20 protein-coding genes are annotated in these 26,595 nt (G+C 69.9%); 10 read left to right on the top strand and 10 right to left on the bottom strand.

Going from position 1 to position 26,595, the window contains the following annotated elements; translation table 11 throughout:
- Positions 1-50: 50 nt before the first annotated feature.
- A complete protein-coding gene (panB, locus tag ACIBLC_RS24725; protein ID WP_399213342.1) occupies positions 51-938 on the bottom strand; it encodes a 3-methyl-2-oxobutanoate hydroxymethyltransferase in 888 nt (295 codons plus the stop codon).
- 229 nt (positions 939-1,167) lie between these two features.
- Here panB and ACIBLC_RS24730 point away from each other — a divergent pair, with 229 nt between their 5' ends.
- The 4 genes from ACIBLC_RS24730 to ACIBLC_RS24745 all read left to right on the top strand — a co-directional run bounded on the left by ACIBLC_RS24730 (position 1,168) and on the right by ACIBLC_RS24745 (position 6,097).
- Complete coding sequence (locus ACIBLC_RS24730; RefSeq protein WP_399213343.1) at positions 1,168-2,760, top strand: MFS transporter; 1,593 nt, start codon at positions 1,168-1,170, stop codon at positions 2,758-2,760.
- 70 nt (positions 2,761-2,830) lie between these two features.
- Positions 2,831-3,451: a TetR/AcrR family transcriptional regulator gene (locus ACIBLC_RS24735; protein ID WP_399213344.1), complete on the top strand. Its 621-nt coding sequence runs from the start codon at positions 2,831-2,833 to the stop codon at positions 3,449-3,451.
- Positions 3,452-3,764: 313 nt separating this feature from the next.
- Positions 3,765-4,727 carry an endonuclease/exonuclease/phosphatase family protein gene (locus tag ACIBLC_RS24740; RefSeq protein WP_399213431.1) on the top strand — a complete coding sequence of 321 codons (963 nt, stop codon included), beginning with the start codon at positions 3,765-3,767 and terminating at the stop codon, positions 4,725-4,727.
- Positions 4,728-4,873: 146 nt separating this feature from the next.
- Positions 4,874-6,097, top strand: coding sequence for an MFS transporter (locus tag ACIBLC_RS24745; protein ID WP_399213345.1), 1,224 nt, complete (start codon positions 4,874-4,876; stop codon positions 6,095-6,097).
- A gap of 130 nt (positions 6,098-6,227) precedes the next feature.
- On the opposite strand, the gene ACIBLC_RS24750 is transcribed toward ACIBLC_RS24745, so the two are convergent.
- The 4 genes from ACIBLC_RS24750 to ACIBLC_RS24765 form a co-directional block, all read right to left on the bottom strand.
- Complete coding sequence (locus tag ACIBLC_RS24750; RefSeq protein WP_399213432.1) at positions 6,228-8,255, bottom strand: NAD(+) synthase; 2,028 nt, start codon at positions 8,253-8,255, stop codon at positions 6,228-6,230.
- Positions 8,256-8,428: 173 nt separating this feature from the next.
- On the bottom strand, positions 8,429-10,330 hold the full coding sequence (locus ACIBLC_RS24755; protein WP_399213346.1) for a protease pro-enzyme activation domain-containing protein: 1,902 nt from the start codon (positions 10,328-10,330) through the stop codon (positions 8,429-8,431).
- A 255-nt stretch (positions 10,331-10,585) separates the two neighbouring features.
- Positions 10,586-11,212 (bottom strand): DUF305 domain-containing protein, encoded by a 627-nt coding sequence (locus tag ACIBLC_RS24760; protein WP_399213347.1) that lies wholly within the window; start codon positions 11,210-11,212, stop codon positions 10,586-10,588.
- Between the two features lie 68 nt (positions 11,213-11,280).
- Complete coding sequence (locus ACIBLC_RS24765) at positions 11,281-11,946, bottom strand: DUF3105 domain-containing protein (RefSeq protein WP_399213348.1); 666 nt, start codon at positions 11,944-11,946, stop codon at positions 11,281-11,283.
- 279 nt (positions 11,947-12,225) lie between these two features.
- On the opposite strand from ACIBLC_RS24765, the gene ACIBLC_RS24770 reads away from it, so the two are divergent.
- A complete protein-coding gene (locus tag ACIBLC_RS24770) occupies positions 12,226-13,587 on the top strand; it encodes a glutamine synthetase family protein (RefSeq protein WP_399213349.1) in 1,362 nt (453 codons plus the stop codon).
- 90 nt (positions 13,588-13,677) lie between these two features.
- Here the strand turns inward: ACIBLC_RS24770 and ACIBLC_RS24775 are convergent, their stop codons facing one another.
- Positions 13,678-14,505, bottom strand: a complete 828-nt coding sequence (locus ACIBLC_RS24775) for an aminoglycoside N(3)-acetyltransferase (protein ID WP_399213350.1) — start codon at positions 14,503-14,505, stop codon at positions 13,678-13,680.
- A gap of 76 nt (positions 14,506-14,581) precedes the next feature.
- Positions 14,582-15,022, bottom strand: coding sequence for a VOC family protein (locus ACIBLC_RS24780; protein WP_399213351.1), 441 nt, complete (start codon positions 15,020-15,022; stop codon positions 14,582-14,584).
- 454 nt (positions 15,023-15,476) lie between these two features.
- Here ACIBLC_RS24780 and ACIBLC_RS24785 point away from each other — a divergent pair, with 454 nt between their 5' ends.
- Positions 15,477-18,542: a bifunctional [glutamine synthetase] adenylyltransferase/[glutamine synthetase]-adenylyl-L-tyrosine phosphorylase gene (locus ACIBLC_RS24785; RefSeq protein ID WP_399213352.1), complete on the top strand. Its 3,066-nt coding sequence runs from the start codon at positions 15,477-15,479 to the stop codon at positions 18,540-18,542.
- Positions 18,543-18,779: 237 nt separating this feature from the next.
- Here ACIBLC_RS24785 and ACIBLC_RS24790 read toward each other — a convergent pair whose 3' ends face one another.
- On the bottom strand, positions 18,780-19,673 hold the full coding sequence (locus ACIBLC_RS24790) for a DMT family transporter (RefSeq protein WP_399213433.1): 894 nt from the start codon (positions 19,671-19,673) through the stop codon (positions 18,780-18,782).
- Positions 19,674-19,780: 107 nt separating this feature from the next.
- Between ACIBLC_RS24790 and ACIBLC_RS24795 the strand changes: the two genes are divergently transcribed.
- A complete protein-coding gene (locus ACIBLC_RS24795; protein WP_399213353.1) occupies positions 19,781-20,692 on the top strand; it encodes a LysR family transcriptional regulator in 912 nt (303 codons plus the stop codon).
- Positions 20,693-20,718: 26 nt separating this feature from the next.
- On the opposite strand, the gene ACIBLC_RS24800 is transcribed toward ACIBLC_RS24795, so the two are convergent.
- Positions 20,719-21,579 (bottom strand): phosphatase PAP2 family protein, encoded by an 861-nt coding sequence (locus tag ACIBLC_RS24800; RefSeq protein WP_399213354.1) that lies wholly within the window; start codon positions 21,577-21,579, stop codon positions 20,719-20,721.
- Between the two features lie 120 nt (positions 21,580-21,699).
- Positions 21,700-22,734, bottom strand: coding sequence for a LacI family DNA-binding transcriptional regulator (locus ACIBLC_RS24805; RefSeq protein ID WP_399213355.1), 1,035 nt, complete (start codon positions 22,732-22,734; stop codon positions 21,700-21,702).
- Positions 22,735-23,200: 466 nt separating this feature from the next.
- Between ACIBLC_RS24805 and ACIBLC_RS24810 the strand changes: the two genes are divergently transcribed.
- From ACIBLC_RS24810 to ACIBLC_RS24820, 3 genes are all read left to right on the top strand, one after another.
- Complete coding sequence (locus ACIBLC_RS24810; protein WP_399213356.1) at positions 23,201-24,472, top strand: extracellular solute-binding protein; 1,272 nt, start codon at positions 23,201-23,203, stop codon at positions 24,470-24,472.
- A 98-nt stretch (positions 24,473-24,570) separates the two neighbouring features.
- A complete protein-coding gene (locus tag ACIBLC_RS24815) occupies positions 24,571-25,575 on the top strand; it encodes a carbohydrate ABC transporter permease (RefSeq protein WP_399213357.1) in 1,005 nt (334 codons plus the stop codon).
- Between the two features lie 13 nt (positions 25,576-25,588).
- Positions 25,589-26,500, top strand: coding sequence for a sugar ABC transporter permease (locus ACIBLC_RS24820; protein WP_399213358.1), 912 nt, complete (start codon positions 25,589-25,591; stop codon positions 26,498-26,500).
- Positions 26,501-26,595 lie beyond the last annotated feature (95 nt).

The following is a 26,595-nucleotide window of genomic DNA, read 5'->3' on the forward strand; positions in this document are numbered from 1 at the left end:
TCAGCAGGTCCTCAGCGGTCCCTCAGTGGACCGCGGGTCCGCATGGGACCTCAGTGGACGGAGTGCTCCTCCAGCGGGAACGTTCCGCCGACGACGTCGGCGGCGAACGCCTTCGCCGCGTCGCCCATGACCGTGCGCAGGTCGGCGTACTTCTTGACGAACTTCGGCACCTTGCCGCCGGTGAGCCCGAGCATGTCGGTCCACACCAGGACCTGCGCGTCCGTCTCGGGGCCCGCCCCGATACCGACCGTCGGGATGTGCAGGGTGCGGGTGACCTCGGCGGCCAGCTCCGCCGGGACCAGTTCGAGAACGACGGCGAACGCGCCCGCGTCCTGGACCGCCTTGGCGTCGCGCAGCAACTGCTGGGCGGCCTCCTCGCCGCGGCCCTGCACGCGGTAGCCCATGGCGTTCACGGACTGCGGGGTCAGGCCGATGTGCGCCATCACCGGGATCCCCGACTCCACAAGCAGCTCGATCTGGCGGTGCGAGCGTTCGCCGCCCTCCAGCTTCACCGCGCCGACCCCGGCCTCCTTGACGAGGCGGGTGGCCGAGCGGAGTGCCTGGACCGGGCCCTCCTGGTAGGACCCGAAGGGCAGGTCGCCCACGATCAGGGCGCGCGAGGTGCCCCGTACGACCGAGGCCGACAGCATGGTCATCTCGTCCATGGTGACGGGCACGGTGGTCTCGTAGCCCAGGTGGACGTTGCCCGCCGAGTCGCCGACGAGCATGACCGGGATACCGGCCTCGTCGAAGACGGACGCGGTCATCGCGTCGTAGGCGGTGAGCATGGGCCACTTCTCGCCGCGCTCCTTGGCGGCGAGGATGTCCCGTACCGTGATGCGGCGGGTGCTCTTGCCCCCGTACAGCGCCTTGCTGCTGTCGGTGGACGGGCGGACACCCTCCGCGGACTGCTTCGCGGCAGCCGAGATCTGCGTCATCGCAACGGCTCCTTCTGTCATCTCGAGGCGCCCTGACGGCGTCCCCGGATCACCTCCATGGTGGCACCTCGTGCCACGCGCGGCTAGACCGGGCCCTCGGAGACCGCCACAGGCCCGCCGGAGCGGCCCCGGGGACTGCGCCCTGCGACCTAGGTCTCTTCGTAAGTTCTCCGTAAAGCATTTCCGATACGAGACGGTGTCGTATCGGAATTCGTCTAGGCTGGCCGTCATGACGACATCCGCTCCCGCTTCCGAACGACACGTGCCCGAGGCGGTGCACAAGCGCCGCTGGGCCATCCTCGGCGTGCTCATGCTGAGCCTGCTGATCGTGGTGCTCGACAACTCGATCCTGAACGTCGCGATCAAGACGATCTCGACCCCCGCGCCCGTCGGCCTCGGCGCCACCCAGGGCGAGCTGGAGTGGGCGATCAACGCCTACACGCTCGTCTTCGCCGGACTGCTCTTCACCGCGGGCCTCCTCGGCGACCGGCTCGGCCGCAAGAAGGTGCTGCTCGCCGGTCTCGCCGTGTTCGGCATCGGTTCGGCGCTGGCCGCCGAGTCCGGCTCACCGGTCCAGCTCATCGTGTTCCGCGCCGTGATGGGTCTCGGCGCCGCCTTCGTGATGCCGGCCACCCTCTCCGTCCTGATGAACGTCTTCGAGCGCGACGAGCAGCCCAAGGCCATCGGCATCTGGGCCGGCGGCGTCGGCCTTGCCATCGCGATCGGCCCGATCACCGGCGGCATACTCCTGGACCACTTCTGGTGGGGCTCGGTCTTCCTGGTCAACGTGCCGATCGTGCTGCTCGCGGTGGTCCTGATGATCTGGCTGGTCCCGGACTCCCGCGACCCGAACCCCGGACGCGTCGACCCGATCGGCGTGGTCCTGTCCGTCGTCGGTCTCGTCCTGCTGGTCTACGGCATCATCAAGGGCGGCCAGCTGGCCGACTTCACCGACCCGACGGTCCTGCTGACCATCGCGGCCGGAGTCGCCGTGCTCGTCGGCTTCGTCGTGTTCGAGAAGCGCAGCGACCACCCGTCGATCGACGTCACCTACTTCAAGAACAAGGTCTTCTCGGCGGCGATGTCCGCCATCGCGCTCGTCTTCTTCGCGCTGATGGGTGTGACCTTCTTCTCCGTCTTCTACACCCAGAGCGTGCGGGGCTACTCGCCGCTCCAGACCGGCCTGTTGATGCTGCCGCTCGCCGTCGCCCAGCTCATCTTCGCGCCGCGGGCCCGCCTCGTCGTCGACCGCTTCGGGAACAAGGCCACCTGCACGGCGGGTCTGTTGATCATCGCCGCGATGCTGGCCGCGTTCGCCACGCTGGACGCGGACACGCCGATCTGGATCCTGGAAGTCATCTTCTTCCTCATGGGCACCGGTATGGCGCACATCATGACCCCGACCAGCGTCGTGATCATGCAGGCCCTGCCGCGTGAGAAGGCGGGCTCCGCGTCCGCCCTCAGCAACACGTTCCGCCAGGTGGGCGGCGCCCTCGGCATCGCCGTCCTCGGCTCCGTCCTGTCCGCCGCCTATCGCAGCGGCATCGAGGACAAGCTCACCCTGGTCCCGGCGAACCTGCGCCACACCGCGGGCGAGTCCATCGAGGCCACCCTCGGCGTCGCCGCCCGGCTCGGCCCCGAGGGCAAGGCCCTCGTCACCCCCGCCAACGACGCCTTCCTGCACGCCATGCACGTCACCGCGCTGTGCGGCGCGGGTGTCGCCGTCATCGGAGCACTGGTCGTGTTCCTGTTCCTGCCGGGCCGCCCGCCGGCGCAGCAGGAGGGCAAGGAGGAGGCGGAGCTGGTGAAGGCGAGGCCGTAGCCGCCGCGACGCTCGTACACCGGGGAGAATCAGCCCACGGGCAACCAAGGAAAACGGACGGAGTTTCGACGTGAGCCTCGCTGAGAGCCAGGACAGGCAAGAGGGCCCCCCGAGGGGACGCCCCCGCAGCGAGGCCGTGGAACGCTCCATCATCGAGGGCGTGATGAAGCTCCTGGAGGAGGGCGTACCCCTCGGAGAGGTCTCCATCGAGCGCGTCGCACGCACCGCCGGAGTCGGCAAGGCGACCATCTACCGCCGGTGGAGCGGCAAGGAGGCCCTCTTCGTCGACGTCCTGCGCACCGCCGAGCCCCCGGACCCGGAACTCCCCGGCACCTCGATGCGCGCGGACCTGATCGCCCTCCTGGAGCCGCTGCGCCAACGCGGCGTGGCCACCCGCACCTCCCTGATCCTGCACAACGTCTACGCACAGATGAAGAGCAGCCCCAAGGTCTGGGAGGCGTACCACACCACCGTCATCGAACCGCGCCGCCTGAGCACCCTGGAAGTCCTGCGCCGCGGACAGCGCGACGGCGAACTCCGCGACGACATCGACATCGACCTGCTCAACGACATGTTCGTCGGACCCATGCTCGTACGCACGGTCCTGCGCCCGCACGGCGAACTCCCCGAAGACCTCGCGGGACGGATCGTGGACGCGGCGCTGGAGGGACTGCGCCCCGCCAGGCCGTAGTCGGACCCGGTCGCGCCCGCGCGCACTCACCCGGCCGCCGACCTGATTTCTGACGGTCCGTATGTGCGCGTTTTGTCACAGGGGACGCGTTCGACCTCCGCATTCGGAACTCCTGGGACGAGGTTGCACGTCCTCGTGCCAGTACGGCCGTCATGGGACGGCGGGAAGGACACGGATCATCCCCTAGGGTCGTAACCGCGGGGCAGTCGGTGTGCACGGCAAGTGGTGAGGCGACGGTATGGCGCAGGCGTATATGACGGAGACGGGCAGCGGCGGCCAGGAGCCCGACCGCAGAGGGTCCCGGCTCCGGCGTATGGTCGCCGGCTGGCGCGGCGACCGGGGCATCTGGCGCCGCGGTGTGATCCTCGCCGCGCTCGCGGTCATCCTCGCGCTGGTGATGCTGCTGCACTCCCGGATCCCGAACGTGATCGGCAACCTCGGCAGTCTCACCGAGACGTTCCTGCCCTGGTTCGGCCTCGCCGTGCCGGTCCTGCTGGTCCTCGCCTTCGTACGGAAGTCGGCGACCGCCCTGATCGCCGTGCTGCTGCCGGCGATCGTCTGGCTGAACATCTTCGGCGGACTCCTCACCGACAAGACGGGCAACGGCGGGAACCTGACCGTCGCCACGCACAACGTCAACGCGGACAACCCGGACCCCTCGGGCACCGCCGGCGACGTGGCCGCGTCCGGCGCCGACGTGATGGCCCTCGAGGAACTGACGGCCACCGCGGTCCCGACGTACGAGAAGGCGCTCGCGTCGACGTACAAGTACCACTCGGTGCAGGGCACCGTCGGGCTGTGGAGCAAGTACCCGCTGACCGGCGTCCGGCCCGTCGACATCAAGCTCGGCTGGACCCGCGCGATGCGCGCGACCGTGACGACCCCGGAGGGTCCTGTCGCCGTGTACGTCGCCCACCTCCCCTCGGTTCGGGTGAAGCTGGAGGCCGGGTTCACGGCCCGCCAGCGTGACAAGAGCGCCGACGCGCTGGGCGAGGCGATCTCCGGCGACGCGAACCAGCAGGTCGTCCTGCTCGGCGACCTCAACGGCACGATGAACGACCGCGCGCTCAACGCCGTCACCGCGCAGATGCGCTCCACGCAGGGCGCGGCGGGCAGCGGCTTCGGCTTCAGCTGGCCCGCGGCGTTCCCGATGGCCCGGATCGACCAGATCATGGTGAAGGGGATCGAGCCGGTGTCCTCCTGGACGCTCCCCAGGACCCCCAGCGATCACCTCCCGGTCGCCGCCCGCGTGAAGATCTCCGCAACCGGTTCTTAACCTCTTGGAATACTGGGCCTGAGAGGCTTTGTTCCACAGATGAACTTACGTGTCCCGTGCACAGCGGTGTGTACGGGGCGCAGACCTGCGCGCGGTCACGTCCCCACGCACCTCCGCGCACCCTCCGCTCCACTGAAAGGCCCCTCATGCCTCTGGCACTGCTCGCCCTAGCCGTGGGCGCCTTCGGCATCGGTACCACCGAGTTCGTGATGATGGGCCTGCTGCCCGACGTCGCGGACGACCTGCACATATCGATACCCACCGCCGGTCACCTGGTCTCCGCGTACGCGCTCGGTGTCGTCATCGGCGCACCGCTGCTGGCGGCCGTCACCGCCCGCATGGCCCGCCGCAAGGTCCTGATCGCCCTAATGGTGCTGTTCATCGCGGGCAACGCGCTCTCCGCCCTCGCCCCCGACTACCACTGGCTGCTGGCGGCCCGCTTCCTCAGCGGCCTGCCGCACGGCGCCTTCTTCGGCGTCGGCGCCGTCGTCGCCACCGGCCTGGTCGCCCCCGAGCGCAAGGCGCGCTCCGTCTCGCTGATGTTCCTGGGCCTGACGGTCGCGAACGTCGTGGGTGTCCCGGTGGCCACGCTCATGGGCCAGCACATGGGCTGGCGCTCCACCTTCCTCGGCGTCAGCGTGATCGGCCTCCTGGCCGTCGTGTCCCTGGCGCTCCTCGTCCCCCGCGACAGCTCCCACGCGCCCGCCGCGGGCCTGCGCGGCGAACTGGCCGCCCTGCGCTCGCTCCCGGTCTGGCTGGCCCTCGGTACGACGGTCGCCGGCTTCGGCGCGCTGTTCGCCGCGTACAGCTACATCACGCCGATGCTGACGGACGCCGCCGGGTACGCCGACTCCAGCGTGACCCTGCTGCTCGCGCTGTTCGGTGTCGGCGCCACGGCGGGCAACCTGCTGGGCGGGCGTCTCGCGGACCGGTCGATGCGGGGCACGCTCTTCGGCGGCCTGGTCTCGCTCGCGGTGGTCCTGGCGCTGTTCCCGGTACTGATGGGGACGGCGTGGAGCGCCGCGCTCGCGGTGGTCCTGCTCGGCACGGCGGCCTTCGTGACCAGTTCGCCGCTGCTGCTGATGGTGATGGAGAAGGCGTCGTCGGCCCCGTCCCTCGCCTCCTCTGCCAACCAGGCCGCGTTCAACCTGGCGAACGCGGGTGGAGCCTGGATCGGAGGACTCGTGCTCGCCGCGGGCTTCGGGGTGACGTCCCCCGCGGTCGTGGGCGCGGGACTGGCCGTGCTGGGACTGGGAGTCGCCGGAGTGGCGTTCGTGGTGGACCGGCGCCGGGTTTCGGTTCCTGGGGCCGGCCGGGAGCGTGTGGTGGCCTCGTACGTGCCGGAGCACCCGGAGTCGGTGCACCACTGAGACTCGCCCCGCCGCTCCTGCCCGTCCCATCCCCGGGGGCGGCGAGGGCGGCGGGGTCGCAGGGGCTCCGCCCGCTGGACCCCCGCTCCTCGAACGCCCGAGGGGCTGGATCCACCTGGCCCGCTCCGGACTAGTCGAACCGGGCAAGGTCCCGCAGCCAGACCGCCGCCGAGCTGTCCGACGGTGCCCGCCAGTCGCCGCGCGGTGACAGCGAACCGCCCGCCGAGACCTTCGGCCCGTTCGGCATGGCAGAGCGCTTGAACTGCGCGAACGCGAAGAAGCGGCGGCAGAACACCTCCAGCCACTGCCGGATCTCCGGCAGCTCGTACGCCACGCGCTTGGCCTCGGGGAAGCCCGGCGGCCAGGCGCCGGCGTTCGCGTCGTGCCAGGCGTGCCAGGCCAGGAATGCGATCTTCGACGGCCGGAAGCCGTAGCGCAGCACGTGGAAGAGCGTGAAGTCGTGCAGCGCGTACGGGCCGATCCTGGACTCCGTGGACTGCATCTCCTCGCCCGGGACCAGCTCCGGGCTGATCTCGGTGTCGAGGATCGCGGCGAGGATCTTGCCGGCCTCCTCGCCGAACTGGCCGCTGCCGATGACCCACCGGATCAGATGCTGGATCAGCGTCTTCGGCACGCCCGAGTTGACGTTGTAGTGGCTCATCTGGTCGCCCACGCCGTACGTGGACCAGCCGAGCGCCAGCTCGGAGAGGTCACCCGTGCCCAGCACGATGCCGCCGCGCTGGTTGGCGAGCCGGAACAGGTAGTCCGTGCGCAGTCCGGCCTGGACGTTCTCGAAGGTGACGTCGTACACCGGCTCGCCCGAGGCGAACGGGTGGCCCATCTCCGTCAGCATCAGCCGGGCGGTCGGCGTGATGTCCAGCTCGGCCGCGGTGACGCCGAGGGCGGCCATCAGCCTGTGCGCGTTGTCCTTGGTGTGGTCGCTGGTGGCGAACCCGGGCAGCGTGAAGGCCAGGATGTCGGTGCGCGGGCGGCCCGCCCGGTCCATCGCGCGGGCGGCGACGATCAGCGCGTGCGTGGAGTCGAGCCCCCCGGACACCCCGATGACCACCTTCGGGCCACCGATCGACGCGAGCCGCTGCTGCAGCCCCGCGACCTGGATGTTGTAGGCCTCGTAGCAGTCCAGGGCCAGCCGGTCGGGGTCCGCGGGCACGAACGGGAAGCGCTCGATACGCCGCCGCAGGCCCAGGTCGGTGGTCGGCGGGTCGAGTGGGAACGACACGGTACGGAAGCCGGCGGTGCGGGCGGCGTGGGTGCGCCGGTTGTCGTCGAAGGTGCCCATCCGCTGCCGCTCCTGCCGCAGCAGGTCGAGGTCGATGTCGGCGACGGCGAACTGGTCGTCGAGCGGGAAGCGTTCGGACTCGGCCAGCAGCACCCCGTTCTCGTAGATCAGGGTCTGGCCGTCCCAGGACAGGTCGGTGGTCGACTCGCCCAGGCCCGCCGCCGCGTAGACGTACGCGGCGAGGCAGCGCGAGGACGCCGAGCGGCACAGCAGTTTGCGGTCCTCGGCCCGGCCGACGGTGATCGGGCTGCCGGAGAGGTTGGCGAGGACGGTCGCGCCCGCCAGGGCCGCCTCGGCGCTCGGTGGCACCGGCACCCACATGTCCTCGCAGATCTCCGTGTGCAGCACCAGGCCGGGGACGTCGTCCGCCGCGAACAGCAGGTCCACGCCGAACGGCACCGGTTCCCCGCCGACCAGGATCGTGCCGCCGCGCTCGTCGTCGCCCGCGGCGATCTGCCGGCGCTCGTAGAACTCCCGGTAGTTCGGCGGGTACGACTTGGGCACGACACCCAGGACGCGGCCGCGGTGCACGACCACCGCGCAGTTGTAGACCCGGTTGCGGTGGCGCAGCGGGGCACCGACGAGCAGCACCGGCAGCAGCTCGGCCGACCCCGCCACGACGGTCCCAAGCGCCTCCTCGACCTCGTCGAGCAGCGCGTCCTGGAGCAGCAGGTCCTCGATCGAGTAACCGCACAGCACCATCTCCGGGAAGACGGCGACGGCCACGCCCTCCGCGGAGCACCTGCGCGCGTGGCGCAGCACCGCCTCGGCGTTGGCGCGCGGTTCCGTGATGACGGTGTGGCCCGTGCAGGCGGCGACGCGTGCGAAGCCGTGCTGGTAGAGCGACCCAAAGTTCAGTGGAGGCACAGGGGCCAGTGTAATCGTCAGAGCGACGCGATGGGGTGGCGGGCGTCGGGCGGCCTCTCGCGACTCCCGGACCCGGGCCCGGACGAGAGGTCTTTCGGCGGACGCACGCCCGCCCCCGACGGAGCCTCCGTCGAGGGCGGGCGCGGGAAACCGCCGGGTGGATCTCAGTGGCGGCGGTACGACTGGACGTAGCCGCTCGCGGGCGTGCCCACGCCGGTGACGTCGTCGTAGCCCCTCACGGCCTTCAGCGAGCTGTCCTTGCCGAGGCTGCGCACGGAGGTGAGGAGACCGTCCGTCGCGTCGAAGCCGTTGACGAAGTCGACGCGCGCCACGGCGAGCCCGGACCCCGTGGGGTTGTCCGTGACGTCGTGGTACACCTTCGAGCCGTACTTGGCGTAGATCGCCGGGTTGGCGAAGCCGATCGCCTTGCCGCCGCGCGTCTGCTGGGCCAGCGCCTGGACCGCCGCGATCACCGGCGCGGCGAGCGAGGTGCCGCCGATCCGGTACTCGCTGTACGCCTGCGTCCCGTCGGCGAGCGTCTGCGTCTGGCCGACCTTGAAACCGGTGTTGGGGTCGGCGACCGCCGAGATGTCCGGCACGGTACGCATGGCGGTGGTGCCGTTCGCCTTGGCGAGCGAGCCGGGCACGACCCCCTTCTGGTAGTACGGCTGCGAGACCGTCCTACTGGTACCGCCGCCCGCGCCCGAGGTGAACGCGCCGGGGAAGCCGGTCCAGCTCTTGCCGTCGTCCGACAGCACGGCCCGCTCGGTGCCCCAGCCGGTCTCGAACTTGTACTTGTCGCCCTTGCCGACCGCCAGTGAGGTACCGCCGACCGCCGTCACCCACGCCGAGTTGGCCGGGGTGTCGACCTGCTTCGTACCGGTGTTGGCGACCTCGTCACCGTTGTCGCCGGAGGAGAAGTAGAAGCCGATGCCCTCGACCGCGCCGAGCTGGAAGACCTGGTCGTAGGCCGCCGCGACGTCGGGCGTCTCGTTGGCCTCGATGTCGCCCCAGGAGTTGGAGACGATGTCGGCGAGGTGCCCGTCGACGATCTTGCCCAGCGAGTCGAGCAGGTCGTCGTCGTAGCAGGAGGCGGCGCCGACGTAGGTGATGCTCGCCCCGGGCGCGACCGCGTGCACGGCCTCGACGTCGAGGGTCTCCTCGCCGTACCAGCCCGCGGCCCCGCACTCCTCGGTCTTCGTGTAGGTGCCGGGCAGTACCTGGCGCAGCTGACGGCTGCTGTACTTCGCGTCACCGTGCTTCTTGGCGTAGGTGGCCGCGTCGTAGGCGATGGTGGGGGAGGCGTACGCGTCGGTGATGGCGACCCGCACGCCCTTCCCGGTGCTGTTGCCCGCCCCGTAGGCGGCGCGCAACTGCTTGCCCGTATAACCCTGGACGGCGTACGGGATCTTCGTGCCGTACGCGCTCGGCAGCGACTTCGCGACGTTCGAACCGTAGTACGAGGAGAACGGTCCGGCGTTCTTGAACACGGCGTCCGGGGGCGGCAGGGTGTCGCTGTGGGTCGCCTTGTGCGGGGCGTTGTCCAGGCCGGTGACGGTCAGGACGGCGCCGTTCAGGGCGGCCGGCGCGGAGGCCGTCCTCGACGGCGCGCGGTAGGTCTTGGCGCCCTTGGTGTAGTTGTGCAGCTGGGTGTCGAACGCCTTCTCGGCGGCGGTGACGTCACCCGTCACGGATATGTAGTGCCGCGTGGAGCCGGTGACCTTCAGGCCCGCCGCCTTCAGCCACGAAGTCACCGCGGCCACCTGCGCCTTGGTGGCGCCGAAGCGATTCTGCGCCTGCGTGGCACTGAGGTACTTCCCGTACGAGGCCGACTGCGGGTCGGACACGGCCTTGGCGTACGCGGCCAGGTCCGAGGTGTTCCGGCCGGCGAGGTAGACCCGGGCGGAGACCTGGGAACCGTCGGCGGTGGCGCCCCTGTCCGCCTTGGCCGTCGCCCAGGTGGGCTTCGTGCCCGCGAGGGTGTCCCGGCTCGGGCCGTCCGCGGCCTGGGCCGCGGGTATGCCGATCGCCAGCGCGCCGGCGAGCAGGGGCAGTGTCGCTGCCATGCTCACTCCGGCTCGCAGCGCTGCGCGGTTGGATCTCATGTAACCCCCTGCGATGCGGTTCGTCGCATGTAGTGGTTCGGTCGGTGATCCGTGAACTCCCCGTGCCATATGGGTGCACAGGGAATGGATCACGCAGGGGTCACTCTTGCGATGAACCGTCCATGCCAGGGGAATGGGCGGTCAATGGGTGGGCCAAGAAGAGCCCAAGGAACCGTATCCGCGGGGGATTCGGGAGTTACGCGCGCCTTGTTCCCATCAACGCGCCTTTGCCCCACGTGCCTTGAGCAGATCCGCCATCAGGTCGATCTCCGACTGCTGCGCCTGGACCATGCCGGTGGCGAGCCTGCGCTCCACGCCGACCTCGCACTTCCGCACGCAGCCCTCGGCCATGTGGATCCCGCCCTCGTGGTGTTCGGTCATCAGCTGGAGGTAGAGGACCTCCGCCTGCTCGCCGCTCAGCGTGTTCAGCTTCGTCAGCTCGGTGTTGGTCGCCATCCCGGGCATCAGCTCACCGTCCTCACCGGAGGCCATGCCGGCCATGCCCATCCACGCCATGGGCCCGTCCGACGACACCTTCGGCAGACCCCACAGATCGAGCCAGCCGAGCAGCATGCCCCGCTGGTTGGCCTGCGTCTGCGCGATGTCGTACGCGAGCCGCCGTACCTCCACGTTCTTGGTGCGGTCCCGCACGATGTACGACATCTCGACGGCCTGCTGGTGATGGACGGCCATGTCCCGGGCGAACCCCGCGTCCGCGGAGTCGGCGGCGGGAATCTCCACCGAGGAGTCACCACCGGAGCCGTCGGCGACCGCGTACGTGATCCCCCCGGCCGCGACGAGCACCGCCGCCGCGGCCCCCGAGATCCACCCGATCTGCTTCATCCGTCCAGTCCGTCCAGTCCGTCCAGTCCGTTCGGTCCGTTCGGTCCGTTCGGTCCGGCTCGGCCGGTTCACTTCGCCAGGCCGCCGGTGCAGGCGGCGCCCGGCTCCGGCGTCTGCTCGCCCTGCACGTACGACTCGAAGAACTTGCCCACGTTCGCGTCGCTCGCGCTCGTCACCGTGCGCTGCTTGCCCCACGCGCTGAGCATGATCGGGTCCTTCTGGTCCTCGACGGGGCTCATCAGCGTGTACGGGGTCTTCTTGACCTTCTCCGCGAGCGCCCGCACGTCGGCGTCGGCGGCCTTGCTGTTGTACGTGACCCAGACCGCGCCGTGCTCCAGGGAGTGCACGGCGTTCATGTTGTTGATCGCCTTGGTGTAGACGTCACCGTTGCAGTTCATCCAGACCGCGTTGTGGTCACCGCCTACCGGGGGCTCCATCGGATAGTTCACGGTCTTGCTGACGTGCGTCTGGGAGAGCTTGGCGCTCCACGTCTTCACCCCGTCCGAGCCGGCGACGAAACGGCCCTTCGCCCCCTTGGAGTCGCTCGCCGTGTCGTCCTTGCCGGACTGCGACTGGACGAGCGCGTAACCGCCCAGGCCGAGCGCCGCGACGATGACCACGCCGAGGGTGATCGAGAGAAGCCGGTTGCGCCGCTCACGGGACTGCTCGGCGCGGCGCATCTCCGCTATGCGCGCCTTCCGCGAGGCGTTTCTGGTGTTCTTCTCGGAACCCATGGCGAGAGTCCTTACACGTGGGGGACGGTCGAGAAAACTGATCGTAGTGGGAGTGCTGCCGCCCATTACGGACGAGCCCCCCAGCAGGCAAGATGGGCGGCGGCGCGGGATCGGCGCGGGACACCTGCCGTACGCGAGGCGTTAAGACCCCGGTCGGCCGGCCGATCAAGGTCGGCAACGCGCATGAAATGCTGTTGTGGTGGGATGGTCAGGTGCCACGACCGTCCCCGAGGCGTGGGAGCAGGCGGCCTGACCAGCAAGGATGGGTGGAAGCGGAAGATGGACAAGCAGCAGGAGTTCGTGCTCCGGACACTGGAGGAGCGTGACATCCGGTTCGTACGCCTGTGGTTCACGGACGTACTCGGCTTCCTCAAGTCGGTGGCCGTGGCCCCGGCGGAGCTCGAACAGGCCTTTGACGAGGGCATCGGCTTCGACGGATCGGCGATCGAGGGCTTCGCCCGTGTATACGAGTCCGACATGATCGCCAAGCCGGACCCCTCGACCTTCCAGGTCCTGCCGTGGCGCGCGGAGGCCCCGGGCACGGCCCGGATGTTCTGCGACATCCTGATGCCGGACGGCTCCCCGTCCTTCGCGGACCCGCGCTACGTCCTCAAGCGCACCCTCACCAAGACCTCCGACCTGGGCTTCACCTTCTACACCCACCCGGAGATCGAGTTCTTCCTGCTGAAGGACCGCCCGCTGGACGGAACGCGGCCCACCCCCGCGGACAACTCCGGCTACTTCGACCACACCCCGCAGAACGTCGGCATGGACTTCCGCCGCCAGGCGATCACCATGCTGGAGTCGATGGGCATCTCCGTCGAGTTCTCCCACCACGAGGGCGCGCCCGGCCAGCAGGAGATCGACCTGCGGTACGCCGACGCGCTGTCCACGGCGGACAACATCATGACGTTCCGCCTGGTCATGAAGCAGGTCGCGCTGGAGCAGGGCATCCAGGCCACCTTCATGCCGAAGCCGTTCTCCGAGCACCCCGGCTCCGGCATGCACACGCACCTCTCCCTCTTCGAGGGCGACCGCAACGCCTTCTACGAGTCCGGCTCCGAGTACCAGCTCTCCAAGGTCGGCCGCTCCTTCATCGCGGGCCTGCTGAAGCACGCCGCGGAGATCTCCGCGGTCACCAACCAGTGGGTCAACTCCTACAAGCGCATCTGGGGCGGCTCGGAGCGCACCGCGGGCGCCGGCGGCGAGGCCCCCTCGTACATCTGCTGGGGCCACAACAACCGCTCCGCCCTCGTCCGCGTCCCGATGTACAAGCCCGGCAAGACCGGCTCGGCGCGCGTCGAGGTCCGCTCCCTCGACTCCGGCGCGAACCCGTACCTCGCCTACGCGATGCTCCTCGCCGCCGGTCTGAAGGGCATCGAGGAGGGCTACGAGCTCCCCCCGGGCGCCGACGACGACGTCTGGGCCCTCACCGACGCCGAGCGCCGCGCCATGGGCATCGAGCCCCTGCCCCAGAACCTCGGCGAGGCCCTCTCCCTCATGGAACGCAGCGAACTCGTCGCCGAAACCCTCGGCGAACACGTCTTCGACTTCTTCCTCCGCAACAAGAAGTCGGAGTGGGAGGAGTACCGCAGCGAGGTCACGGCGTTCGAGCTGCGGAAGAACCTGCCGGTGCTGTAGGGCCGCTGCTCGGGCAGTGTGTGGGGCCGACGGTCGTTGACCGTCGGCCCTTGGCGTTTCCGGGGCCGGGGCTGATCCAAACGACACCCCCTAGCGGTCGGCGGCGCGGTGTCCGCGGTGCGTGGGGAACCAGTCCTGGGCGTGGTCGACGGCGTTCACGAGATTCAGCAGGCGGCACCGGGCCGTCCCCACTGTGCCGACCCGCACCGCCGCCGGGTCCGCGTGTTCGAAGTCCGTGCCCAGTGCGGCGAAGTCGCTGTCGTCCAGGGCGACGTCGTCGTACTGCCACCACTGGCGTCGGCCGTCACGGTGGATCACGCATCGGTAGGACCGGCGAGGAGGGGAGTCCAGGCGGTATTCGCCCAGGTGGAAGGCGGTGCAGCTGTCGAAGGTGACGCCGAGGAGCAGGATGTGGGCTCGGAGGTCGTAGAGCCGGGCCAGGGGCGACTGCTCGCCCAGGTGGCAGTCGGGGCTGTGGTCGGCGGTGACCTTCACGGCTCGGGGGCCGAGGGCGGCGAAGGACGTCTGGGGGTGGGCGCTGCGCAGGGATTCCGGGTGGAGGCGGATCGTCTCGGCCAGGACGCCCATGCCGGTCGAGGGAGTGGTCGCCGGGTCGAAGGGGGGCATGTGCCGGCGGAAGGCGGCTCTGGCCTCGTCGCTCAGGCCGCGGACCCGTTCGCGGTGGGCGGCCGACGTGTCGGAGTTGTCCGAGGTGAAGGTGGGCACGATCACCGTGCCGTCGGGGCCGAGAGCGCGGCGCAGTGCGCGGAGGACGGTGACCGCTCCTCCCTCGACCTTGCCGAGGGAGCGCAGGGAGGCGTGCACCAGGAGGACGGACCCCGCCTCCAGTCCCAGGTCGGTGAGCTGGTGAGTGAGGTGGGACTCGGTGAGTCCGGCCCCGCCGGAAGCTGTGCTCAAGGAACCTCGTCCCCCGCTGTCACGAAGCCGCGGCGCCGACGCGCCGCGGCTTCCAGTGTCGCCTCCCGGTGGTGGACTACTGACGCTCGGCCGCAAGTTCGGCGAGCAGCTGGTGCAGGGGGCGGGTCGCGCGCTGGCGGTACTCCTGGATCGCCCAGCCGTTGCCGTCCGGGTCCTTGAAGTACATGAAGGTGGCGCCGTCCTGCGGGGAGTAGGCCTGCGGCTCGCTGACGTCGAGGCCGCGGCCCTTCAGCTCCTCGTACGCCGCCTTGGCGTCCTCCACGCACAGCTGCATGCCGTGGTACGTCCCCGGCTGCGGTGTCCCCGTCGGGATCGGGAGGCCGTCGACGAGGGCGATGGAACACCCGGACCCGGGCGGCGTCAGCTGCACGATCCGCACGCCCTCCATCACCTCGCCGTCGAGGTCGACGTGGAAGCCGACCTTGTCCCGGTAGAACTCCTTGGCCCGGTTCACATCGGTGACCGGCAGCAGGATCACTTCGAGGGTCATATCCATGGGACGACTCCTTTGTCGTACGGCGTCATGTACTGGATCTACTGGATCTACGGGAACACTCGAACCGCCCGCGTGTCTGGCTGAACGCGGCTCACCCTTACCGAATCCGAAAACCGTGCGGGGCGCCACAGCGAGGACCCGGGTGTTGGTGCCCGTGGTGAGGACGACCCGCGAGTTCCCGGCGAGGTTGTGCGCCTTGCGCTCCTGCGCGCCGAGCTTTTTTTGAGGTACCCGGGGACCCCCGCAGCGCCCCGTCCTTCCAGACGCCGATCATCATGGGCTTCCTCCGGGTTCGGCATGGGTTCGCCGTGTTCGACATGGTTCCGCTGGAGAAGAGACCCCCGACGCGGGGCGGAATCATCGGCGCCGGTCGTGGTGCCCGGCCCGGCGCTTCCGGCCAGGTCTGCGGTTACGCTCGGGATCGTACGACCTTGATCCGACAGGAGGGCCGGGCATGACGGTGCCGGGGCGCAGGAGCAGTACCTTCACGCGGCTGCTGCGGCACGGTTTCACCGATCCGTCGGCCGCCGAGCGGCTGCTGGAGAGCGTGGAGCTGGCGCCCATAAAGGCCGACCCGGTGCTCCTGGACGCGCTGGGAGCCACCGCAGACCCGGATCTGGCGCTGCTCGGGCTCGTAAGGCTCGTCGAGGCGCAGGACGGCAGCCCGGCGCAGCGGGAACTGCTCGACACGCTCATCGCGGCGAAGCCCCTGCGGGACCGGCTGCTCGGCGTGCTCGGCGCCTCCGCCGCGCTCGGCGACCATCTCGCCCGGCACCCGCTGGACTGGCAGGCGCTCGTGACGTACGAGCCGCGGGACCTGCACCCCGGGGTGGAGGAGTTCGAGCGAGGGCTCGCCTCGGCGACGGATCCGGTGTCCCTGAGGGTTTCCTACCGGCGCTGCCTGCTGTCCATCGCCGCGCGTGACGTGTGCGGCACGACCGATCTCGCGCAGACCGCCGCCGAGCTCGCCGACCTCGCGACGGCGACCCTGCGTGCGGCGCTCGCCATCGCGCACGCCGCCGCGCCCGACGACGCCGCGCAGTGCCGGCTCGCCGTCGTCGCGATGGGCAAGTGCGGTGGCCACGAGCTCAACTACGTGTCCGACGTCGATGTCATCTTCGTCGGGGAGGCGGTGGAGGGGGCCGACGAGGGTAAGGCCATGCAGGCCGCCAGCAGGCTCGCCTCGCATCTGATGCGGATCTGTTCCGAGACCACCGTCGAGGGCAGCATCTGGCCCGTCGACGCGAACCTGCGGCCCGAGGGCAGGAACGGTCCGCTCGTGCGGACCCTCAGCAGCCACCTCGCGTACTACCAACGCTGGGCCAAGACCTGGGAGTTCCAGGCGCTCCTCAAGGCACGGCCGGTGGCCGGGGACATCGAGCTCGGCGACGAGTACGTCGCCACGCTCGCACCCCTCGTCTGGCACGCCGCCGAGCGCGAGAACTTCGTCCCCGACGTGCAGAAGATGCGGCGGCGGGTGGTGGAGAACATCCCCGTCGCCGAGGTCGAGCGTGAGCTGAAGCTCGGGCCCGGAGGGCTCAGAGATGTCGAATTCGCCGTGCAGTTGCTCCAGTTGGTGCACGGGCGGGCCGATACGTCGCTCAGGAGCGGGACCACCCTTGACGCGCTGAAGGCGCTGGCCGCCGGTGGGTACGTGGGCCGCGCCGACGCCGTGCAGCTCGACGAGGCGTACCGGTTCCTGCGGTCCATGGAGCACCGGATACAGCTCTACCGGCTGCGGCGGACCCACCTGGTGCCCGAGGAGGACGCCGATCTGCGGCGCATCGGGCGGTCGTTGGGCCTGCGCGCCGATCCGGTCGTCGAGCTGAACCGCGAATGGAAGCGGCACGCCGCCGTCGTACGACGCCTGCACGAGAAGCTCTTCTACCGGCCGCTGCTCGACGCTGTCGCCCAACTCGCGCCGGGAGAGACGCGGTTGAGTGCGGACGCGGCCCGGGAGCGGCTGGTCGCGCTCGGGTACGCCGATCCCGCGGCGGCGCTGCGGCACCTGGAGGCGCTGGCCTCCGGGGTTTCGCGCAAGGCGGCGATTCAGCGGACATTGCTGCCCGTGCTGCTGGGGTGGTTCGCGGATTCCGCCGACCCCGACGCCGGGTTGCTCAACTTCCGCAAGGTGTCCGACGCGTTGGGCAAGACCCCCTGGTATCTCCGGCTGTTGAGGGACGAGGGCGCCGCCGCCGAGAACCTGGCGCGGGTGCTGTCCGCCGGGCGGCTCGCCCCCGACCTGCTGATGCGCGCCCCCGAGGCGGTCGCGGTGCTCGGCGACGGGGACGGTGGCAGAGGCGGGCTCGGACCGCGGCCCCGCGCCCATCTGGAGCAGGAGATCCTCTCAGCCGTGGGGCGGGCCGCCGGCGGCGAGCAGGCCATCACGGCGGTGCGTGGAGTGCGCCGCCGGGAGCTGTTCCGTACGGCGGCGACGGACATCGTCGCCTCCTACGGCACCGAGGAGCACCCGGCCGTCACCGACCAGGGCGCGCTGGTGGACCTCGTCGGCGGAGCCGTGTCCGACCTGACGGCGGCGACCATCGCGGGGGCGCTGCGGGCCGCGGTGCGATGGGGGTCCTCCCGATCGAGCGAGGCCGAGGGCGGGGGAGGGTGGGGGGAGACGCTGCCCACACGGTTCGCCGTCATCGGCATGGGGCGCTTCGGAGGGCACGAGCTGGGCTACGGGTCCGATGCCGACGTGCTGTTCGTGCACGAGCCCCGGGACGGGGTCGATGAGCAGGAGGCGTCCCGGGCCGCCAACGCCGTCGTCTCCGAGATGCGTCGGCTGCTGCAGATGCCGAGTGCCGATCCGCCGCTGCTGATCGACGCCGATCTGCGGCCCGAGGGGAAGACCGGGCCGCTCGTACGGACGCTCAACTCCTATGAGGCGTACTACCGGCGCTGGTCGCTGGTGTGGGAGTCGCAGGCCTTGCTGCGGGCCGAAGTCGTTGCGGGGGACGAGGACCTGGGGCGCCGGTTCATCGAGCTGATCGATCCGCTGCGGTATCCGGCGGAAGGGCTCGGGGACGATGCCGCACGGGAGATCCGGCGGCTGAAGGCCCGGATGGAGTCGGAGCGGATGCCGCGTGGGGCCGATCCCACGCTGCACACCAAGCTCGGGCGGGGCGGGCTATCCGACGTCGAGTGGACCGTGCAGTTGATCCAGCTTCGGCACGGGTGGGCGGAGCCGGGGCTGCGGACCACCCGCACGCGGGAGGCGTTGGCGGCGGCCTGTGCTGCGGGGCTGCTGGGCGGGGAGGACGCGGCGATCCTGGACGAGGCGTGGGTGTTGGCCACGCGGGTGCGGAACGCGGTGATGCTGGTGCGGGGGCGGGCCGGGGATACGTTTCCGTCCGACGGGCGGGAACTGGCCGCGGTGGGGCGGTACTTGGGGTACGGGGCGGGGGACTCGCGTCGGCAGGGGGCCGGGAGTCACAGCGGGGACATGCTCGACGACTACCGGCGGATCACGCGGCGGGCTCGGGCTGTGGTGGACGAGCTGTTCTACGGGGGGTGACGCCGGGACCCGGGTTCGGCTTGGTGGCTGTCGCCGGTGGGTGGGTGGGTCGGGGCCGGGGGCCGGTACATCCGCCCGTCGCCGCCGGATCAGACGTCGGGCGGGCATGGGGACCGTCCGGTGACGCGAACGTACGCGACGGGCATGTGATGTACCGGCCCCCGGCCCCTCCCGCCGGTGGGCGGCGATCAGGCCGTGGGGGCGGCGGTCAGGCATTGGGGTTGCGGTCTTTCTGGCCTATGGGCGGGCTGCGGCTGTACGGGGGTCCGTGGTCGCGTCCTGGGGCTGTGCCTTCGGCTTTTTGCGGGACAGGGCTACGCCTGTCAGGACTACCGCCATGCCTGCGACTACTCGTAGGCCGATCTGTTCGTCCAGGACGAGGGCGCCCAGGGCTACGGAGACCACGGGGAGCAGGTAGCCGACGGTGGCGGCGCTGGTGGGGCCCTCGTCGGCGATCATGCGGTAGTTGAGGTAGAAGGTGATGCCGGTGGCGAAGATGCCGAGGATGGTCACGGCGATCAGGGCGGTGGCGTCGGCCTCGCCGAAGGAGCCTCCGGTGGGGAGGGCCAGGGTGCTCCAGGCGGTGGCGGTGAGGAGTTGGGCCGCCGATACGGCCAGGGGAGCGCCCTGGGTGGTGAGGTGGCGGGCCATGTAGGCGAAGGCGATGGCGTAGCTCGCGGCGGCGGCAAGGAGGGCGAGGGCTCCCCAGCTGGCCAGGCCCTCCTGGTGCCAGGGGGCGAAGATCAGGAGTACGCCGGCGAAGCCCAGGAGGAGGCCGGTCAGGCGGAGGGGGTGGAGGCCTCGGTCGGTGCCGAGGAGGAAGCCTATGAGGAGGGCCCAGAGGGGGGTCGTCGCGCTCAGGACGCCCGCGATGCCGGAGTCGACCGTCTGCTCGCCGATGGCGAAGAGGGCGAAGGGTATGGCGTTGCAGAAGAGCGCCGCGACGACCAGGTGGCCCCAGATCACGCGGGAGCGGGGGAGGTGCTGCTTCGCCCTGCGGGCCAGGATCAGGAGGACCGCCGTGCCCAGGGCGCAGCGCGTGATCGTGATGTGCGCGGGGGACAGGCCGTGGTTCAGGGCCAGTTTGATCCACAGGAAGCCCGAGCCCCACAGGAGGGCCAGAGTGGCCATGCGGAGCGGCGAGGCGAGGGAGCGGAAGCTTGGCATGGGTCTACGGTCCCGGAAGAAACCTTTGAGGACAAGTGAAGAGTGCTGCATGCACTGTTAAGCTTGGCTGCATGCTCGATGTGAGGCGTATGCAGGTCCTGTCGGCTGTGGTGGGGTGCGGCTCGGTCACCGCTGCCGCGGCTGATCTCGGGTACACGCCGTCCGCCGTCAGTCAGCAGATCGCCGCCCTGGAGAAGCAGGCCGGGGTCGAGCTGCTGGAGCGGGTGGGGCGTGGGGTGCGGCCCACCGCGGCGGGGCTCCTGCTGTCCGAGTACGCCGGTGTGATCGGGCGGCAGGTCGCCGAGGCGGAGACCGCGCTCGGGGATCTGCGGGCCGGGCGCACGGGGCGGCTCGCGGTGCGCTACTTCGCCACCGCGGGGGCCGCGCTCGTGGCTCCGGCCATCGCCCGGTTCCGGTCCGAACACCCCGGTGTGCAGGTCGAGTTGAAGCTCATCGATCCCGAGGATCCGCTGCCCGACGTGAAGGAGGGGCGGGCCGACCTGGCGCTTGTCGTGCGGCCGCCCCATGACTCCGGCGGGCCCGAGGGCGTACGGCTGGTACATCTGCTCGACGATCCCTACCGTGCCGTGCTGCCAAAGGGGCACCGGCTCGCCGGAAAGCGCTCGCTGGAGCTGACCGACCTCGCCGATGAGCCGTGGGTCGGCAGCGAGTGGCCCGGGACCTGTCTCGACGCCCAGCTCGACGCCTGCGCCGCGGCCGGGTTCAGGCCCGGTTTCGTGGTCGAGAGCGAGGACTACGTGACCGCCCAGGGGTTCGTGGCGGCCGGGCTGGGGGTCAGCCTGATTCCGCGTCTCGGGCTCGGGGGTCTCCATCCGGAGGTCGTCATCCGCAAGGTGCGTTCTCCCGAGCCGCGGCGGGCGATCTACGTGGCCGTACGGGAGAGTGCCCCGCAGCAGCCGGCTCTGCAGGGGCTGATCGACTCGCTGCGGCACGCCGCCCGCGCGAGCGAGACCCGGGAGTGACCGGAAAGGGGCCCGGCGGCCTGCTGTCAGGCCTCGGCCGGCAGCGGGGGCGCCTTGCGTGAGCCCGGTACCCATCGCGGCAGCGCGTACGGCAGCGCTCCGTACCAGAGCCGGGCCACCGTGAAACCGAAGGCCAGGCAGAGCATGCCGCCCACCGCGTCGAGCCAGAAGTGGTTGGCGGTGGCGACGATGACCACCAGGGTGGCCGTCGGGTAGAGGAGGCCCAGGACGCGGGCCCAGGGGGCGGAGGCCAGGGCGAAGACGGTGAGGCCGCACCACAGGGACCAGCCGATGTGCATGGACGGCATCGCGGCGTACTGGTTGGACATGTGCTTGAGGTCGCCGGAGGCCATGGAACCCCAGGTCTGGTGGACCAGCACGGTGTCGACGAAGCTGTTGCCGTTCATCAGGCGGGGCGGCGCCAGCGGGTAGAAGTAGTAGCCGACGAGGGCCACCGCCGTGGTCGCGAAGAGCGCGAGGCGGATCGCCGCGTACCGGCCGGGATGGCTGCGGAACAGCCACACCAGAACACCCAGCGTCACCACGAAGTGCAGTGTCGCGTAGTAGTAGTTCATGCCGATGATCAGCCAAGTCACCGAGTTCACGGCGTGGTTGACGGATTCCTCGAAGGCGAGACCGAGTTGGTGCTCCGTGCGCCAGATCCAGTCGGCGTTGCGCAGCGCCTGGCCGCGCTGCTCCGGGACAGTGTTCCGGATCAGCGAGTAGGTCCAGTAACTGACCGCGATGAGCAGGATTTCGAACCAGAAGCGGGGGCGCCGCGGGGTCCGCAGCCGACGCAGGAAACGCAGCCCCGCTTTGTCCTCCGCGACGGGCTGCGAAGCAGTCTGCTCCCGGCCTTGCAGTGTCGTCACGGTTGTCTCACCCATAGGGACAGAGTCTGCCAGAAAAGCCTTCCCTCACAGATCATCCCTTGGTCGGGTCCGCGTCGCATGTTCTACGACCAGAGGACTCCAACCGGTGCCGTACGGGCTCCTCCCCAGGGAGGATCACGGACGATTCCGGTCTCCGGGGGCCGAAGCGGTCGAACCGCGCACCACCAGCTCGGGCATGAACACGAACTCGCTGTGCGGCGCGGGCGTCCCGCCGATCTCCTCCAGCAACGTCCGTACCGCCGCCTGCCCCATGGCGGGCACCGGCTTGCGGACCGTCGTGAGCGGCGGGTCGGTGAAGGCTATGAGGGGGGAGTCGTCGAAGCCGACGACCGAGACGTCCTTCGGGACGTCCAGACCACGCTGCCGGGCCGCCCTGATCGCGCCGAGCGCCATCATGTCGCTGGCACACACCACGGCCGTACAGTCGCGGTCCATGAGTGCGGAGGCCGCCGCCTGACCGCCCTCCAGCGTGTACAGCGAGTGCTGGACGAGCCGCTCCTCGATGTCGGCGGAGGTCAGGCCCAGCAGATCCTGCATCGTGCGTATGAAGCCCTCGATCTTGCGCTGCACCGGCACGAACCGCTTGGGGCCGAGCGCGAGCCCGATGTGGGTGTGGCCGAGGGAGACGAGGTGGGTGACGGCCAGGGCCATCGCCGCGCGGTCGTCGGGCGAGATGAACGGCGCCTGGACCTTCGGCGAGAAACCGTCCACGAGGACGAACGGGACACCCTGGGCGCGCAACTGGTCGTAGCGCTGCATGTCCGCGGAGGTGTCGGCGTGCAGGCCCGAGACGAAGATGATGCCGGCGACCCCCCGGTCCACCAGCATCTCCGTCAGCTCGTCCTCGGTGGAGCCGCCCGGGGTCTGGGTCGCGAGGACCGGTGTGTAGCCCTGCCGGGTCAGCGCCTGGCCGATGACCTGCGCGAGGGCGGGAAATATCGGGTTCTCCAGCTCCGGCGTGATCAGGCCCACCAGGCCCTCGCTGCGTTGCCGGAGTCGTACGGGGCGCTCGTAGCCGAGGACGTCGAGCGCGGCCAGAACGGTCTGGCGGGTGGTCGCCGCGACGCCCGGCTTCCCGTTCAGGACGCGGCTGACGGTCGCCTCGCTGACACCTGCCTGAGCCGCGATGTCGGCAAGCCGTGTGGTCACGGGAGTGGACTGTACCGGCCTGTTCTCGCCTTGCCCACCAACCGGACGCCGTGTGCGGGCGGTTGAACGGCCCGCTCCGGGCTGCTGCGTCATCGCGCTCCCTCGTGTAGTGGTCGGCTCGGCGTCCCGGGCGTGCGCCGCGGGAAGGGGTGGCTCCCGCAAGGCGCTGACGGGGCGATGATCCCCGTACCCGGCAGGCGTGGCAAGAGCTTGCAGAGTCTTGCACAGCGCGCCCGATGTCCGCTGAGCGGCCTTGTGCAGGGGTTTTCAGGGGCCGGACGGAGGTCACGGGCACGTAACTCTCGGCAGTCCTTGCACTTTTTTGCTGCAAGGCCTTTCGCGGCGCTTACAACGCTGTTACGTTCACGTCGCCCGGCGGACGCAACGGCGCAGTCGGCAAGTCGGCAAGGGCAGCGGGCGGGACCGCTGCCTCAACCACTCGGGCTTTCACCCTCAAGGAGATCTCATGCGGCGTGGCATAGCGGCCACCGCGCTGGTGGCGTCCATCGCCCTCGCGGCGACGGCCTGCGGCGGCAGTGACAGCGGCAGCGACAAGTCGGACGGCCCCACCACCATCACCTGGTGGGACACCTCCAACGCCACCAATGAGGCACCGACGTACCAGGCCCTGGTCAAGGAGTTCGAGAAGGCCAACTCCGACGTCAAGGTCAAGTACGTCAACGTCCCCTTCGACCAGGCACAGAACAAGTTCGACACGGCCGCCGGTGCCAGCGGCGCCCCGGACGTGCTGCGTTCCGAGGTCGGCTGGACCCCCGCCTTCGCGAAGAAGGGCTACTTCCTGCCGCTGGACGGCACCGAGGCCCTCGCGGACCAGGGCAAGTTCCAGCCCAGCCTGATCGAGCAGGCCAAGTACGACGGCAAGACGTACGGCGTACCGCTGGTCACCGACACGCTCGCGCTGGTCTACAACAAGAAGGTCTTCGAGCAGGCCGGCGTCGAGGCCCCCACCACCTGGGCCGAGCTGAGGACCGCCGCCGCCGCGATCAAGAAGAAGACCGGTGTCGACGGCTACTGGGGCTCGACCCAGGCGTACTACGCGCAGTCCTTCCTCTACGGCGAGGGCACCGACACGGTCGACGCCGACGCCAAGAAGATCACCGTCAACTCGGCCGCCGCGGTGAAGGGTTACGAGACCTGGGAAGGCCTGTTCAAGGGCGACGGTCTGCACAAGGCCGACACCACCGTCGACGCGTACGCCCACATCCAGGAGGCGTTCGTCAGCGGCAAGGTCGCCTCGATCATCCAGGGACCCTGGGAGATCACGAACTTCTACAAGGGCTCGGCCTTCAAGGACAAGGCCAACCTGGGCATCGTCAGCGTCCCGGCCGGCTCCAGCGGCAAGGCGGGCGCCCCGACCGGCGGCCACAACCTGTCGGTCTACGCGGGCTCGGACAAGGCCCACCAGGAAGCGTCCCTGAAGTTCCTGAAGTTCATGACCTCGGCGGCCTCCCAGGAGACGATCGCCCTGAAGAACTCCACGCTGCCGACCCGCGACGACGCCTACACCGCCGAGGTCAAGGCCGACCCGGGCATCGCCGGCTACCAGACGGTGCTCTCCGCCGCCCAGCCGCGCCCGGCGCTGCCCGAGTACAGCTCGCTGTGGGGCCCGCTCGACACCGAGCTGAACAAGGTGGCGGCAGGCAACGAATCGCTGGACAAGGGGCTGGGCAACGCGGCGACCGCGATCGCCAAGCTGGTCCCCGACTTCAGCAAGTGACCGTCGTGGCCGTCGGATCCGCCCGTCACCGGGGCACGGATCCGACGGCCACCGGCCCGCGTGCGCCCAACCCCTGATCTTCCAGAAGGTGTCGAACCATGACAGTCGTCATCGACCGCGCGACCGGCAAGCGCCGCGGTGAACGAGGGCCGCGCCCCGGGCCGCTCCAGCGCCTCAAGCACGGGTACCAGAAGTTCTGGTACGCGTACGCGATGATCGCCCCGGTGGTCGTCGTGCTCGGCGCGCTGGTGCTCTACCCGCTGGTGCGGGGCATCTATCTGACGTTCACGGACGCCAACAGCCTCAACTCGGCCCGCCAGATCGGCGTCAACCACATCGACGCCACCTACAAGTTCATCGGCCTGGACAACTACGCCGACATCCTGTGGGGCCCGACCTCCTACGACCGCTTCTGGTCGCACTTCATCTGGACGATCGTGTGGACGGCGCTGTGCGTCCTGCTGCACTACGCCATCGGCCTCGGCCTCGCCCTGCTGCTCAACCAGAAGCTGCGCGGCCGCACCTTCTACCGGCTGATCCTGGTCCTGCCGTGGGCGGTGCCCACCTTCGTCACGGTCTTCGGCTGGCGCTTCATGCTCGCCGACTCCGGCATCATCAACTCCGCCCTCGACGCGCTGCATCTGCCGTCGCCGCTGTGGCTGGAGGAGACCTTCTGGCAGCGCACCTCCGCCATCATGGTCAACACCTGGTGCGGTGTGCCGTTCATGATGGTCTCGCTGCTCGGCGGTCTGCAGTCCATCGACTCGACCCTGTACGAGGCCTCCGAGATGGACGGTGCCAACGCCTGGCAGCGCTTCCGGCACGTGACACTGCCGGGGCTGCGGCCGGTCAGCTCCACCGTCGTACTCCTCGGCGTCATCTGGACCTTCAACCAGTTCGCCGTCATCTTCCTGCTGTTCGGCGACACCGCCCCGGACGCGCAGATCCTCGTCACCTGGGCCTACTACCTGGGCTTCGGCCAACAGCCGCGCGACTACGCGCAGTCGGCCGCCTACGGCGTGCTGCTGCTGTCCATCCTCGTCGTCTTCACCTCCGTCTACCGCCGCTGGCTGGCCCGCAATGAGCAGCAGCTCGCGAACTGAGGCAGGAGCCCCCATGAGCACCACCACACTGCAGAGTTCCGCCTCGGCGGACCAGGCCCCCACGGACGCGAAGCCGGGCCGCAGGCCGCGGCGGCGCGGCGAGAACAGCCTCGCCGGGACGATCACCTCGCACGGCATCCTGACCGTCGCCAGCCTGATCGCGCTGTTCCCGATCGCCTGGCTGGTGTATCTGTCCCTCGGTCCGGACAAGGACGACTACCTGCACCCCGGGCGCATCTTCGGCAAGATGACGTTCGACAACTACTCGTTCGTGTTGCGGCACACGCCGTTCTTCGACTGGCTGTGGAGCACGCTCGTCGTGTCGCTCGGCACCACCTTCATCGGTGTGCTGGTCGCCGCGACCACCGGCTACGCGGTCTCCCGCATGCGCTTCCCCGGCTACCGCAAGTTCATGTGGGTCCTGCTCGTCACCCAGATGTTCCCGGTCGCCGTACTGATGGTGCCGATGTACGAGATCCTTTCCGAACTCCAGCTCATCGACAACTACTTCGGCCTCATCCTCGTCTACTGCTCGACGGCCGTGCCGTACTGTGCCTGGCTGCTCAAGGGCTACTTCGACACGATCCCCTTCGAGATCGACGAGGCGGGACGCGTCGACGGACTGAGCCCTTTCGGCACCTTCGCGCGGCTGATCCTGCCGCTCGCCAAGCCGGGTCTGGCGGTTGCCGCCTTCTACAGCTTCATCACCGCCTTCGGCGAGGTCGCCTTCGCCTCGACGTTCATGCTGTCCGACACCAAGTACACGTTCGCCGTCGGCCTGCAGAGCTTCGTCAGCGAGCACGACGCGCAGCGCAACCTGATGGCCGCCACCGCGGTGCTCGTCGCGATACCCGTCTCCGCTTTCTTCTACCTTGTGCAGAAGAACCTGGTGGCCGGGCTCACCGCCGGCGGCACGAAGGGCTGACGCCCGCCTCTCAGTGACTCCCGCGTGCCAAGTCGCGCGGGTGGCGGCCGCGGTGGCTCCCCCAGCCTCCGGCCGGGGGACCGCCAGACCCCGCC

It is taken from the genome of Streptomyces sp. NPDC050535 (genome assembly GCF_044457665.1).
Classification (GTDB): Bacteria; Actinomycetota; Actinomycetes; order Streptomycetales; family Streptomycetaceae; genus Streptomyces.

Excerpts from the sequence above, each read along its gene's own strand:
- panB (WP_399213342.1), bottom strand. The coding sequence starts at position 938 with ATGACGCAGATCTCGGCTGCCGCGAAGCAGTCCGCGGAGGGTGTCCGC.
- ACIBLC_RS24730 (WP_399213343.1), top strand. The coding sequence starts at position 1,168 with ATGACGACATCCGCTCCCGCTTCCGAACGACACGTGCCCGAGGCGGTG.
- ACIBLC_RS24740 (WP_399213431.1), top strand. The coding sequence starts at position 3,765 with ATGGTCGCCGGCTGGCGCGGCGACCGGGGCATCTGGCGCCGCGGTGTG.
- ACIBLC_RS24745 (WP_399213345.1), top strand. The coding sequence starts at position 4,874 with ATGCCTCTGGCACTGCTCGCCCTAGCCGTGGGCGCCTTCGGCATCGGT.
- ACIBLC_RS24755 (WP_399213346.1), bottom strand. The coding sequence starts at position 10,330 with ATGGCAGCGACACTGCCCCTGCTCGCCGGCGCGCTGGCGATCGGCATA.
- ACIBLC_RS24760 (WP_399213347.1), bottom strand. The coding sequence starts at position 11,212 with ATGAAGCAGATCGGGTGGATCTCGGGGGCCGCGGCGGCGGTGCTCGTC.
- ACIBLC_RS24765 (WP_399213348.1), bottom strand. The coding sequence starts at position 11,946 with ATGGGTTCCGAGAAGAACACCAGAAACGCCTCGCGGAAGGCGCGCATA.
- ACIBLC_RS24770 (WP_399213349.1), top strand. The coding sequence starts at position 12,226 with ATGGACAAGCAGCAGGAGTTCGTGCTCCGGACACTGGAGGAGCGTGAC.
- ACIBLC_RS24780 (WP_399213351.1), bottom strand. The coding sequence starts at position 15,022 with ATGGATATGACCCTCGAAGTGATCCTGCTGCCGGTCACCGATGTGAAC.
- ACIBLC_RS24785 (WP_399213352.1), top strand. The coding sequence starts at position 15,477 with ATGACGGTGCCGGGGCGCAGGAGCAGTACCTTCACGCGGCTGCTGCGG.
- ACIBLC_RS24790 (WP_399213433.1), bottom strand. The coding sequence starts at position 19,673 with ATGGCCACTCTGGCCCTCCTGTGGGGCTCGGGCTTCCTGTGGATCAAA.
- ACIBLC_RS24795 (WP_399213353.1), top strand. The coding sequence starts at position 19,781 with ATGCTCGATGTGAGGCGTATGCAGGTCCTGTCGGCTGTGGTGGGGTGC.
- ACIBLC_RS24800 (WP_399213354.1), bottom strand. The coding sequence starts at position 21,579 with ATGGGTGAGACAACCGTGACGACACTGCAAGGCCGGGAGCAGACTGCT.
- ACIBLC_RS24810 (WP_399213356.1), top strand. The coding sequence starts at position 23,201 with ATGCGGCGTGGCATAGCGGCCACCGCGCTGGTGGCGTCCATCGCCCTC.
- ACIBLC_RS24815 (WP_399213357.1), top strand. The coding sequence starts at position 24,571 with ATGACAGTCGTCATCGACCGCGCGACCGGCAAGCGCCGCGGTGAACGA.
- ACIBLC_RS24820 (WP_399213358.1), top strand. The coding sequence starts at position 25,589 with ATGAGCACCACCACACTGCAGAGTTCCGCCTCGGCGGACCAGGCCCCC.